Origin of the sequence: Natronobacterium texcoconense, assembly GCF_900104065.1 — an archaeon.
In the GTDB taxonomy this organism is placed as follows: domain Archaea; phylum Halobacteriota; class Halobacteria; order Halobacteriales; family Natrialbaceae; genus Natronobacterium; species Natronobacterium texcoconense.
In genome coordinates, this window is sequence record NZ_FNLC01000004.1 from 133,335 (window position 1) to 145,775 (window position 12,441).

12 protein-coding genes are annotated in these 12,441 nt (G+C 64.1%); 4 read left to right on the forward strand and 8 right to left on the reverse strand.

The window, feature by feature from the left end; all coding sequences use genetic code 11:
• The first annotated feature begins 19 nt into the window (after positions 1 to 19).
• Positions 20 to 322, forward strand: coding sequence for a DUF7562 family protein (locus BLR35_RS16730; RefSeq protein ID WP_090384522.1), 303 nt, complete (start codon positions 20 to 22; stop codon positions 320 to 322).
• Positions 323 to 393: 71 nt separating this feature from the next.
• Positions 394 to 1,698, forward strand: coding sequence for an RNB domain-containing ribonuclease (locus BLR35_RS16735; protein WP_090384524.1), 1,305 nt, complete (start codon positions 394 to 396; stop codon positions 1,696 to 1,698).
• A gap of 147 nt (positions 1,699 to 1,845) precedes the next feature.
• On the opposite strand, the gene BLR35_RS16740 is transcribed toward BLR35_RS16735, so the two are convergent.
• The 4 genes from BLR35_RS16740 to kdgK1 form a co-directional block, all read right to left on the reverse strand.
• A complete protein-coding gene (locus tag BLR35_RS16740) occupies positions 1,846 to 2,346 on the reverse strand; it encodes a hypothetical protein (protein ID WP_090384526.1) in 501 nt (166 codons plus the stop codon).
• Positions 2,347 to 2,554: 208 nt separating this feature from the next.
• Positions 2,555 to 3,079 (reverse strand): GNAT family N-acetyltransferase, encoded by a 525-nt coding sequence (locus BLR35_RS16745; protein WP_090384528.1) that lies wholly within the window; start codon positions 3,077 to 3,079, stop codon positions 2,555 to 2,557.
• Positions 3,080 to 3,276: 197 nt separating this feature from the next.
• On the reverse strand, positions 3,277 to 4,554 hold the full coding sequence (locus tag BLR35_RS20805) for a putative sodium/potassium/calcium exchanger (RefSeq protein ID WP_090384530.1): 1,278 nt from the start codon (positions 4,552 to 4,554) through the stop codon (positions 3,277 to 3,279).
• 111 nt (positions 4,555 to 4,665) lie between these two features.
• A complete protein-coding gene (gene kdgK1 / locus BLR35_RS16755; protein ID WP_090384531.1) occupies positions 4,666 to 5,625 on the reverse strand; it encodes a bifunctional 2-dehydro-3-deoxygluconokinase/2-dehydro-3-deoxygalactonokinase in 960 nt (319 codons plus the stop codon).
• Between the two features lie 184 nt (positions 5,626 to 5,809).
• On the opposite strand from kdgK1, the gene BLR35_RS16760 reads away from it, so the two are divergent.
• A complete protein-coding gene (locus tag BLR35_RS16760) occupies positions 5,810 to 6,220 on the forward strand; it encodes a hypothetical protein (protein ID WP_090384533.1) in 411 nt (136 codons plus the stop codon).
• A gap of 62 nt (positions 6,221 to 6,282) precedes the next feature.
• Here BLR35_RS16760 and rtcA read toward each other — a convergent pair whose 3' ends face one another.
• Complete coding sequence (rtcA, locus tag BLR35_RS16765; RefSeq protein WP_090384537.1) at positions 6,283 to 7,350, reverse strand: RNA 3'-terminal phosphate cyclase; 1,068 nt, start codon at positions 7,348 to 7,350, stop codon at positions 6,283 to 6,285.
• A 53-nt stretch (positions 7,351 to 7,403) separates the two neighbouring features.
• Complete coding sequence (locus tag BLR35_RS16770) at positions 7,404 to 8,297, reverse strand: DUF7351 domain-containing protein (protein WP_090384753.1); 894 nt, start codon at positions 8,295 to 8,297, stop codon at positions 7,404 to 7,406.
• A 127-nt stretch (positions 8,298 to 8,424) separates the two neighbouring features.
• Here BLR35_RS16770 and BLR35_RS16775 point away from each other — a divergent pair, with 127 nt between their 5' ends.
• Positions 8,425 to 9,687: an MFS transporter gene (locus BLR35_RS16775; protein ID WP_090384540.1), complete on the forward strand. Its 1,263-nt coding sequence runs from the start codon at positions 8,425 to 8,427 to the stop codon at positions 9,685 to 9,687.
• A gap of 5 nt (positions 9,688 to 9,692) precedes the next feature.
• Here the strand turns inward: BLR35_RS16775 and mutL are convergent, their stop codons facing one another.
• Positions 9,693 to 11,813, reverse strand: coding sequence for a DNA mismatch repair endonuclease MutL (gene mutL / locus BLR35_RS16780; RefSeq protein ID WP_090384543.1), 2,121 nt, complete (start codon positions 11,811 to 11,813; stop codon positions 9,693 to 9,695).
• Between the two features lie 182 nt (positions 11,814 to 11,995).
• Entirely contained in the window at positions 11,996 to 12,361 is a 366-nt protein-coding gene (locus BLR35_RS16785; protein ID WP_090384547.1) for a hypothetical protein, read from the reverse strand.
• Positions 12,362 to 12,441 lie beyond the last annotated feature (80 nt).

The window sequence follows — 12,441 nt, forward strand, 5'->3', positions numbered from 1 at the left end:
GCATGGCATCGGATCAACCATGCCCCTGTGGTCCTCCCGAAACCGCACCAGGACGGTTACCTGTCTCGCCTGCGGCGACGACGTGCCCCGAGACGACGCCCGGGAGTACGACAAACACGGCGACCGCTGGGACCGCCAGGACAAGACGTTCGAACACCTCTGCAAGTCCTGTCACGGCGACCTCTGTCATCACCCACGGGACGAACTCGAGGACCTGCTCGTCGAACTCGAGGCCGGCGAGACGACGCAGGCCGTCTTCCTCTCGCAGTACCTTTCGACGGTCGAGGACCGGTACGGGCCGCTCGAGGAAGGCCACGATTAGGACGATCCCAGGCGGAGCCACTCGCTTCTCGTCCCGACACGACTTTCATACCCACGTCCGTAACCTACCCTATGAGCGACGACGCAGACACGCAGGCCGAAGCTGGGACGGCCGAAGGCCAGGGCCCCGTCGAGATCTCCGAGGACCTCGCGCGTCACCTCGAGAACAAACGCGAGGAACTGTTCGAGAAGTTCGAGATTCCCGACGGGTTCCCGCCCGAGGTACTCGAGGAGGCCGAAGAACGAACCGAAGGCGTCCAGGCCGAGATTCAGGACGAGGTCGAGGAACGCGAGGATCTCCGCGATCTGACGACGTGGACGACCGACCCGATCGACGCCCAGGACTTCGACGACGCGATCTCGATCGAGGAACGCGAGGACGAGTACGTCCTCTGGGTTCACATCGCCGACGTCACGCACTACGTCAACCCCGACACCGCGATGTGGGATTCGGCCGTCGAGCGCAGTAACACGGTCTACCTGCCGGGGTACACGATCCACATGCTGCCGCCGGTGCTCGCCGAGACGGTCTGTTCGCTGGTCCCCAACGAGGATCGACTCGCCCACACCGTCGAGATGCACCTCGACAAGGAGAACCTGGGCTACGAGAGCATCGACATCTACAAGTCGGTCATCCGGTCCGACGAACGCCTCACCTACTCGCAGGCCGAAAGTCGACTGGACGACCCCGATGCGCCGCTGCACGAGGAGAACAAACTCGTTCACAAACTCGCCGACCGGATGCACGAACAGCGCAAGGAGGACGGCTCGCTCGTTCTCAACCCTGCCCGCGATCGCGCCCACACCATCATCGAGGAGTGCATGCTGAAGGCGAACAAAGCCGTCACGCACACGCTGATGTGGGACCGGGGCGTCGAGGCGATGTACCGCGTCCACCCACAGCCCAGCCCCGACGAGTGGTCCGAAGCCCTCCAGGAGATTCAGGACTTAGACGGCGTCTCGATCCCCGGCGACTCCTGGGACGACCCGCGGAAGGCGGTCAACGCGACGCTCGAGGAGGCTCCTGGCCGACAGCTCGACAAGATCCAGTGGGCCGTGATGAAGGTGATGCCCCGCGCGAAGTACATGAACGACCCGTTCGGCGGCCACCACGCGCTGAACTTCGAGATCTACGGCCACTTCACGAGCCCCATTCGCCGGCTCTCGGACCTGATCAACCACTGGATCGTCTACCAGAACGACGTCCCCGAGAACCTCCTGGAACTCTGTGATCGCGCGAGCGACAAGCAGAAAGACGCCGAGCAGTGCGAACGCGAGTACAAAGGATTCCTTCAGGAGGTCGGCCTCGATCCGATGGCGGTCAACAACCGTGGGATCGAAGTCGTGGATGAAGAGGAAGCGGAGAAGACGCTGTAGCGAGTGCACGCCATCGGTTCCATCGTCGCCGCTAGGACCGAACTCTCGCGACTCGCTGACCGGTCGAACGTCGCACCGCGCACCTCTCGGGAGGCCGCTCGAGTCCGGTCTCGTGCTGGCTGATTGTATCACAAGCGAGAGAGAAACTCAGCGTTCGCGGAGGATGGTCGGTAACGACCAGATGGCCCATCCATCGTCGTCCTCGAAGAGGACGTAGATCGAATTGAACGTGAGCGTCTCGGCTTCGGCATCGTGACGAACGTATGCGTAGTCGTCGAATCCGTACTCGTCTTGAAGCGATTCTAACGCGGCTCTCTCTTCCTCAACGAACTCGTCGATCGGATGCTCGTCGGGATCGGCGTGCATGTGCCGCACACCCGTTTCGACGTCGACGGTCTCCGTTTCGTCGATCGTAATGCCCTCTGCGTCCAGAAAGAGCTCGTTCTCATCGTCGAGATAGTACTCACCGTCCGGATGTGCATAGTGGTTCGCGCGCTCCCGGTCACCTTCTCTCAGCGCCAGGAAATACTGCTCGACTGCGTCGGTAGCGGAGGTCGCCCCGTCTTCGCTCCGTCCATGCGCCTGGAGACAACCTGCTATCGCCGCTCCGAACGCAGTTCCACCGAACAATATTTCGCGTCGGTTCATGTTTGAATAGCAGTATGTTCCAGAAGCAGTCTTATCATACCTGACGGTTTAGAACGTGAACTTAGCCTCGTAGGGCCGTGACCGCACGAGCGACAATAGAACAACGACGCGAGCGAGCGCGAGCACGAGCAGTACCTCCGAGAGGTTGGCCTCGTGTCGACAGCATCGAAGTCGTTTCCCGCGAAGAGATCGAAACGACGCCGTAGAATTACAACAGCTTCTCGTAGACGTACTCCTCGAGTCCGCCGGGTAGATCCGTCTTCCGCGCCCCCATGCGGTCGAACCCCGTCGACTCGTAGAAGGAGATTCCGACGTCGTTGGTCGCGAGCACGGCCAGTCGAACCCGATCGAACGCATCCTCGAGGTCGGCCTCGAGACGCTCGAGCAACGCGGTTCCGATCCCCTCGCCCCAGCGGTCGGGACGGACGTAGAGCCGTACCAGATAGGCGACGTCACCGTCTTCGGGCCAGGGGACGACGTGAGCGAAACCGTCACAGGCACCGTCGACGCGACTCTCGTCGTCTGCGGTCGCCACGAGAAACTGTGCGTCGTCGCGCTCGCTTGCGTCGTCGATGGCGGACTCGAGGTCGCCGAGCGCGTACCAGTCGTCGACGATCTCGTCGACCGTCTCCGGCCCGAGTGCGTCGTCGTAGGCGGCATGCCAGCTCTCGCGTGCCGTCTTGTGGATCGCCCAGACATCGTCGGTCGTCGCCTCCCGCACGACTCGGGTCACGGACGGACGTAGGCCAGCGACCGGCAAAAAGCGGCTGGCCGCAGTCGCCGGCCGGAGGCGACGATCGCTACGCCTCCTTGCGTTCGCAGCCGTCCAGTTTCGTCGTCTCGGTCATTACCTACTGCGTCGCCGTCGGTGTCAGCGACCACGCAGCCGACTCAAAAAGTGGTGGAGAACGGCCCGGACCGACAGACGAGTCAGTGCCGGACGCGGATGCCGATACCGATTAGTAGGGCAGCGAGGGCGGCAATTGCGCCGAACCCGGGGACGCTATCGAGCGCGCTATCGAGTTCGTCGGCGGGCTCGTCTTCGGCGTCCGTCGTTTCTGTGTCTTCGTCAGTTTCGTCCGCCGCGTCGTCCGTCTCTCCTTCGTCCGTGCCGTCGTCGGCACCGTCGGTTTCGTCGTCGGACGCGCCGTTCTCATCGGTATCGTCGCTACTTTCGATGGTCGCCGTGCGCTCGGAGAAGTGGTTGAACGCGATGTACACCGTCGCCTCACCCTGTGCCTGGGCGTTCTGGGAGACCATGTAGCGCGACTCGTCGCCGTCGATCGCACCCTCGAGTTCGCTCTCGGACGAAGCTTCGACGGCCGCCTCGCCGTCGACTGTCACCGCGAGGTCCTCGAGGTTCCCGACGGTTTCCTCGGAAACGGTCGTGATCGCGACCGTTCCTTCGCTGACGGTGCGCTCGACAGTGACCTCGACCTGGTTTTCGGCTTCCGCAGCGACCTCGGCGCTCGTCTCCTCGCCGTAGGTGACCGCGCTCGAGGCCGTCTCCTCGGTTCGGTCCTCGACGTGGACCTCGGCGGCCGCCTGACCGCTGGCGATCAGTGACTCCTCGTACTCGGCGCTGTCGTCGCGCTCGCCGTCCCCGTAGGAGCGGTACGCGAGGGTCGCGTCGCCCTCGAGGTCGGCCACGACGTCACCCTCCTCGTTGACGGTCACGTCGCCGTCGCCGACGACGAGGAAGGTCCCGGTCTGGCCGTCGGTTTCGACACGGACCGCGCCGTCACCCTCGCTTTCGGCTTCGGTACCCGCAGCGAGTTCGGCTTCGACGTACTGGGACTCGCCGCCAGCCTCGACGACGAGCGCTCCACGCTGGTTGTCGTGGGCCGACATCGTCGCACCGCTTTCCGCCTGCACCTGGGCGCTCGTCTCTGTCTCGGCTGCAAGCGACAGTTCTGCTCCCTCGAGGTTCGTCATCGCCTCGAGCGCGACGTCGGCACCGAGGCCGGCACCGACGTCAGCCTCGCTCTGGGACTGGACCGCGACCGACGAGAACGTCTGCTCGCCCCCGACGCGGTAGTCCGCGATAGCGTCACCATCGACCTCGAAGTCGACGTGTGCGCCCGCGTAGGCTTCGCCACTCGATTCGACCGTACTCGCCGATGCCGTCGTTGCACCGGCAGTCGCCGTCATTCCGACGACGCTCGTAACCACCAGTAACGTAACAAGTAGTGTGATTCCACGACTCATCGTACCAGGGAACTAGAATACGGTTCAAAATAGTTTGCGGAGTGTCCCATCAAATGATGGGTAAATGACCGGAACGGTCGTCGTTCGTGAGACGTCGAGACGGATCGGCCGTTATCGCGACAGCGCCTCGCCACCGTCGCGGACGACCGCTTCGACCTCTTCTTCCGTGATGAGGGCGATATCGCCCGGGATCGTTCGCTTCAGTGCCGCAGCCGCCGCAGCGTACTCGAGTGCGGTCGGAACGTCGTCGCCGTCGAGTCGACGAGCGATGAACGCGCCGGTGAAGGCGTCGCCGGTGCCGATCTTCGAGACGGTGTCGGTCTCGAAAGCCGGCTGTTCGTGGACGACGCTGTCGTGCCAGCCGACCGCGCCTTCGGCGCCGCGGGTGACGACGACGGTCTCGAAGTCGTACTCGGAGCCGAGCCTGTGTGCGAGCTGTCGCGGATCACCCTCGATGCCGAGCACCGTACGGGCGTCCCGTGCAGCGATCACGAGCAGGTCGATTCCGGGAAACAGGTGGGTCATCGTCTCCGCTGCCTCCTCGGGCGACCAGAGCTTGTTTCGGTAGTTGAAGTCGACAGCGGTCGTCGTCCCGCCCGTCTGTGCCGCCTTGATCAGGCTCGCGGTCGTGTCCCGCAGCGTCGACGAGAGCGCGGGCGTGATCCCCGTCGTGAAGAACATCGACGCCGATTTGATCCGCTCGAGATCCAGTTGACGGGCCTTCGCGGTCGAGACGGCGGTGTTCTCCCGGTCGTAGATGACGTTCGTCCCGCGAGGTTCGCCGGCCCGCTCGAGGTAGTAGGTTCCCTGGCGCCCGCGGTGGCTCCAGACGACGTCGGTCTCGATACCGTGCTGGCGGAGTTCGCCGACCGCTCGCCGGCCAAGCGGCGTCTCCGGGACCTTCGACATCCAGGTTGCCGACGTTCCCAGTCGCTGGGCCGCGATCGCGACGTTGCTCTCTGCACCGCCGGCACACACCTCGAACTCGTCGGCGGACTCGATCCGTTCGTTTCCTGGCGGGGAGAGACGAAGCATCGTCTCGCCGAAGGCGACGAGGTCGTCCCCGCTCACGGTCGGACTCCCTCCCGTTCGGTGCGCGTTGCTGTCATATATCGGAACACAACCGGGCGTGATATAAGACCGTTGCTGAGGCGGACGCCGTCCAGTCGAAAAACGAGATACGGGTATCCTCGCATATCTTGCGGCAGATTACCTCCCCAAAATAGTAGGGTTCTGTCACAGACGGTACGGATACATGAAAAGATCTCGCCGGTACATTTTAGCGGTTGGTTCTTCGTCCCTTTTGCTCTCTGGGTGTACAGACGTCACTACTGACGGAGAGCTCGTAGAACTCGAATTGGAACTCGAGAACCGTGCTGAGACCGCAAACACCTTCTCGTTTGTCATAGAGACGTCTGACGGGTTGAGCGAGTGGAACCAGCGGGACGTAGAACCGAACGATCGCGAAACAGTTTCTATGCCTCTGCCTGGAGACGGGACAGAAGAACGTATACATGCGGTTGTAAACGACGAAGTCGGAACAGGGGTGTTCCGTATGGAACGAACCGACGTCAAGGGAGACTACTGTGCCAAAATGATCGTCCGCTACACCGACTCGAGAACAGAGATAGATATTCTTACTCCCGAAGACCAGCCGGATTGTTGACGTCGGTCGACCGGATACAACGACGTCAGTGTCCAGACGGACAGTTTATCGGCCAGGTGTAACTATTGGATCGTCGACTTCGAGTCGACCGTCACGACTGCAGTCTCCTCGTCGCTGACGTCGCGCTCGAGTTCCGTCACCACACTCATCTCCTCGAACAACTCGAGACTGCTCTCGACGTGGTCGGTCACGGCCGGAATTCGAACCTGGCCGCCAGCGATCGCGAGGTAGACGAGCAACTGGTCGGCCATATGTCGATCGACGGGTGCCGTCCCCTCGAGAAATCGGTTCGCGGCGTCGGCGGCGTCCTCGCCGACGCGCTCGGCCGGCTTTCCGCGCTCGCCGAGCGAACTGAAGCCCGCGATTCCCATCGGTTTCGAGCCCTCGAGTGCGTAATCGACGCAGATCACGACCGCCGATCCCGGCGAGGGGCTGTCCGCCGTTGTCTCCTGGCGCTCGAGGTCGCCGTCCCACTCGAGGCGCTCGAGTGCGCCCTCGGCCTGTCGGTGAGCGACGTCCCGGTCGGCGAGTGATTCGGATTCAGTCGAGTAGAGCCGCACCGTTTTGGGATCGCCGCGCGCTACGAGTTCGATGGGTTCGATCGCCGAGGGCTCGAGGTGGAGCGTCGCTTTGCCGCCACCGTCGGGGTAGAAGCCACGACGCTCGAGTTTACAGTCGGCGACGAGCCCGAACTGCCGGAGCAAGGGGAGTTTCACGTGCCGGACGTAATCCAGCGGCGGCGACCACTTCACGTCCGTCCCGCCGGTAACGGTGAGTTCGAGCGGCGACTCGAGGACGGTCGCGAGCGGTAACACGGCGTCGAACAGCAGCGTCACGCTGCCCGCGGTCCCGATGTCGACGGCGTACTGGCCTCCCTCGAGTCCGTTGTCTAGTCCCGGATCGAACTCGATCGTCTCCGCGCCGAGTTCGACACCCGTCGCGTCGGCGTCGGCGAGTTCGACCATCGTCTCGAGAACCGCGAGGTGCTGGTGGGCGAGGCCGGGATCCGGCCGGTCGCCGCGGACGTTCTCGATACGGATCGGCTCGTTCTCGAGGACCGACAGTGCGAGTGCGGTCCGGACGAACTGGCCGCCGGCCTCGTTTCCGTCGAGTTCGTACGTCGGCGTCACGGCTGGTGGTAGGGACTCGAGTGCCGTAGCCGTACCGTTCGCAGCGAATCGTACTACCGTTCGATTTCGCCGTCGTCGATGCGCGTAGACCGAACGACCAGTTCGTCGTCGACCGTCAGCACCAACGTCTCGTCCGCTATCGGAATGGGGACCGTACACCGCCACGGATCGGTCGACACTGACGCGGCCGCGTCGGAGACGCACCACTCGAGTTCCCAGAACCGCGTCTTCGAGAGCGACCGTCCGTGACTGCGGGCGAACTGTACGACGTGTTCGTCCGCCACGAGCGCCAGTCCCAGGTGTGGACGAAGCCGGTTGCCACACCGCTGACAGACGAAGATCGCGATCCTCTCTCCCTCGAGGTCGGCGTCGGTCGCGGTCTGCACCGTGACGGGGCCGGTACAACCCGGACAGATCCCGTCCCGGGCGAGCGCCACGTGGGATCGGACGTGTCGGTCGAACGCCTCGAGAACCTCCGAAAGCGATCGCGACTCGAGTCCGCCCGGCGGAAACGGGTACCGGACGAGTCGTTCGTTGCAGGTGGGACACTCGACGGTGAGCCACTCCTCGCGATACGTCGCAGCGAGCGACGATTCGGTGCAGTGGGGACACCGACCGTCGATTTCGGTTGGGCCGAACGCGGCCCGACGATTGTACGTCCCCGCGAGAATCGACGTCGCAACTTCCCAGCCTGCATACCGGAGTTCGTACCCGTCGTCGGTTCGCCTGACGAAGTGTCCCGTGAGTTCGTCGAGGTGATAGTTGAACTGCGAACTGACGTCGGCACCGACGCGCTCGCGCAGCGTCGAGAACGACGCGGGATACTCCGCCCGCGTTCGGCTCAGTTCCAACAGGCCCCGCAGAATGTCGACCCGCAAGTCGTGACCGAGGAGGGAAAACGCGTCGGCAGGTGCAAGTCCGCCGGAATCCGACTGCTCACGGTCCATACCGTCGAGTAGTTCCACTGATACGATAATCTTCGCGTCGACTTGCGCCGGATATGTTTGATTTCCAACTAAAACGCGCGTTCGCGAGCGTATTTCGTGTTTCGGTCACAGGTACGGAGCACGATACATGGTGCGAGACGGACCGCAGCCAGTCGTTCTCACCTACTACCTCTACCAGGCGGCTGACTCGGTCGGATTTATCTGGCCGATCTTCACGCTCTTCCTGCTGTGGAACGACCTCACTTACACTCAGATCGGAACGCTGAGCGCGCTCTCGGCGATACTCGTCGTCTCGCTCGAACTCCCGACGGGGTACGTCGCCGACAGATACGGTCGACGGACCGCACTCGCGATCGGGATGACCGCGATGGCCGTCTCTACGGCCGGATTCGTCGTCGCGGATACGTTCCTCGAGTTCGCGGCGTTGTACGCGCTCTGGGCGCTTTCGATGGCGCTCCAGAGCGGAACCGCAGACGCGTGGCTGTACGACGCGTTACGCGGGGCGGTCGACGATCGCTCGTTCACGCACGTCCGGGGCCGAGGCGGTTCCGTCTACCAGTGGATGTCGGCGGTCACAATGGTCGCAGGCGGCTTCCTGTACGTCGTCCACCCCACCTACCCGTTCGTCGCATCGGCGCTTCTCAACGCGGTCGGGGTCCTGATCGTCCTCGCGATGCCCAGGAATCCGCGGTTCGAGTCGTCGACGGGCGACGATCGCGTCGGCGTCCGGGAGTCCGTCTCGATACTCACCACGCAGTTCGCAACCCCCGCACTTCGAGTGTTCGTCGTCTACGTCGCGCTGTTTTTCGGGGTGGTCCACGCGGCCGACGAATACATCCAGCCGATCACGGTCGACGTCGTCGAGGCCCGCGTCGGGGACGTCCTCTCGAGCCCGGAACTAGCTGGACTCCCGATCCAGGCGGAGACGACGCTCGGGTTCGTGTACGCCGGGTTCGCCGTCGTCGCCGCCGTCGCCAGCTACCACGCCGAGACCGTCCGCCGTCACGTCGGTCTCCGTCGCGCGCTCGTGGCGCTTCCCGTCTGCGTCGCCGCGGCGTTTCTCCTCCCACTCGTGTTCCCGTTGCTCGCGATTCCAGTCTTCTTCGCGATGAAAGGCGGAGCGGAACTGGTCACGCCGCTCGTTGCACAGTACGTCAACGATCGAACGGGCGAGACCAGTCGGGCAACGGTGCTCAGTACGATTTCGATGGCGAAAGCGGGCGTGCGGGCACCGCTGATGCCCCTCGCTGGACTCGTCGCCGACGTCGCGTCGCCGATCACAGCCGTCGGCACGCTGGGCGGCGGCTTTCTCACTGTCGCAGTCCTCATCATTGCCGTCGCGTCGCCGGTCGTGATCGACGCGTCCGGTCGGCCACAGGACGAGGCGTGACTTCGTCAGCCGCCGTGACCCGGATAATCCCGCTCGAACCGCTCTTCGATCTCGCGCTCGTCGAACTGGACGATCACCGGCCGCCCGTGCGGACAGGCGTAGGGGTTCTCGCAGTCGTCTAACGCCGCGAACAAGTCGACGACCGAGCCCTCCGTCAGCGACGTGTTGCCCGTGACGGAGGGGTAACAGGCCAGGTCGCCGAGGAACTCGTCGGCCAGCGCGTCGACCGTCTCCGCGCCCGCCTCGCGGTCGCCCTCGACGAACGACGTGAGGACATCCCGCAGGTGTTCTGGCTCGAGCGTCTCCTCTAAGACTGCGGGAACGGTCGTGACGGCAACAGTGCGATCATCGACCTGATTCGCGTAGAACCCCAGCCGCTCGAGTGCTTCGCTGTACCCCGCGAACGCCTCGGCCTCGGCGGCCGTGAGTTCGAGTTCGACGGGTTCGGCCAGCGCCTGCGCGGGCGGATCGCTGGCGAACGCCTCCTGCAGACGCTCGTAGTTCACCCGCTCGTCGGCCGCGTGCTGGTCGACCAGCGCGAGGCCGTCGGGCGTCTCGCAGACGATGTAGGTGTCCCCGAGCTGGCCGAGGACGCGCAGCGGTGGCAGGGAGTCGAAATCGGTCTCCTCGCCGGTCGCGCGGCCCCCCTCGAGCGTTCGCTGTTCGGTGGGGCCGTCGAACTTGCGTTCCGGATCGCGTTCGGGGTGGCGGGAGTCGGTGGTTGCCTGCGCGTCGGGCTGAGGACTCGAGGCAGCCGGTTCAGTCGTCGGCTCCGGTTCCGGTGTGGGGCTGCCGGATTCGCTCGAGTCAGTCGCCGACTTCGGCGTGGGATCGACGGGTTGGCTTCCGGTCGATCTCGACCGTTCGGGCCGTTCCGAACGCGGGGGGCTCGAGGGAGCACTGGATTCGACACCGGCCTCCGAATCGGCCGTTGCTGGTTCGTCGCTGGTAGGGGACTGCTCGCCCATCTCGTCGCTCGAGGGCGATGTTTCTGGCTCATCTCCGCTCGAGCCCTCGACCTCCGACTTCGACGGCCCGCGATCGGGTTCGACTCGAGCGTCCCCCGGGGCCGATCGGCCGCGCGGTGCTCGAGACCGCAACAGCCCGTGCTCGAGTAGCGCGGATTCGACGGCCGAATCGACCTGTCGGCGGACGGCATCGTCGTCGTCGAACCGCACCTCCCGCTTGCGCGGGTGGACGTTGACGTCGACGGCCTCGCTGGGAACCTCGAGGAAGAGGGTGACGAACGGGTAGCGGTCGCTTCCTAACTGAGTGCCGTAGGCTCCCATGATCCCCTCGCGGATCGCGTCCGAGGTCACGGCGCGGTCGTTGACGTACGTCGCGAGGTACTCGCGACTCGAGCGGTTCGTCTCAGGGTGGGAAACCAGCCCCGAGACCGAGTCGACCGGTCCCGGCGGGAGGTCTTCCTCGTCCACCTCGACTGGAATCATCGCCGAGGCGACCTCGCGGCCGTAGACCGAGAGGACGGCGGCCTGCAGGTCGCCCTGGCCCGTCGTGGCGAAGACCTCACGGCTGTCGTGGACCAGCGAGACCGCGACGTCCGGATTCGCGAGCGCGTAGCGGGTGACGACGCGGTTGACGTGAGCGAACTCCGTCGCCGTCGTCTTCAGGAATTTTCGGCGGGCAGGCGTATTGTAGAAGAGGTCCTCGACCTCGACGACCGTCCCCTCGGGACAGCCTGCCGGTTCGACGCTCGTCACGTCGCCGCCCTCGTATACGAGTTCCGTCCCCGCCTCACTCCCGTCTCGAGGGCGCGACCGGATCGTCAGCCGTGAAACCGAGCCGATGGTGTGTAAGGCTTCACCTCGGAAACCGAGGGTTCTGACCCCCGACTCGAGGTCCTCGAGCCCCTCGATCTTGCTCGTCGTATGCTGGCGAACCGCGGCCCGCAGGTCGGCCTCGGTCATCCCGTGGCCGTCGTCGGCCACCCGGATCGACTCGGTGCCACCCTCCTCGACGGCGACCTCGACGCGGGAAGCGTCCGCGTCCAGGCTGTTCTCTACGAGTTCCTTCACCGCGCTCGCCGGCCGCTCGACGACCTCGCCGGCGGCGATGCGGGCGACCGTGTCCTCGTCTAGCTCGTGGATGTCTGTGTCGTCGGTCATCGTTGGCTGGATTCTCCCTCGCTCGGCGCGTCGACTCCCCCGATATCGGTCGACGCGACTCGAGTCGCGTTCACTGTTCGCCTAGGACGGGCGGATCGGCAAAGTCCTTGCGTGTCCTCGTCTATGCTTTCCGACTCGAGCGATTCGTGGACCCTATCGCTCGAGACGGCTACTTCTCCCTATCAGTCCTCTACTCCCCAGAATACGGACACCTCGTCGTCATAGAGATGGATATTGAAAATGTCTACCCCTTCTTCCTCCGCTACGACGTCGAATTCCTCTCCCCACGATACGGTATCGGATTCGATCTCGAACCGGTAGATGTCGCGAGTCAGTTCGATCAGGTCTTTGCCTTTCTCGGGATCCAGACTGAACTCCTCGGCGAGTATCTCCTCGTCGTTTTTGTAGGCTCTCACCGTCCCCTGCTGTTGCTGATCTGTCTGGTTCCAGAGCGTGACAGTCGCGTCGACTTCTGGTGACCGCATGCGAGAGAGACAGCCAGAGAGACCGATCAGTCCGAACGTGGCGAGCACCCGTCGCCGGTTCATACAAGAAATCCGATCGATTCGCGTAAAGTCTTTCTGTGAATTCGGACGTCGTAGTGCGGTCAAATCGTTGTTCGTCGAAC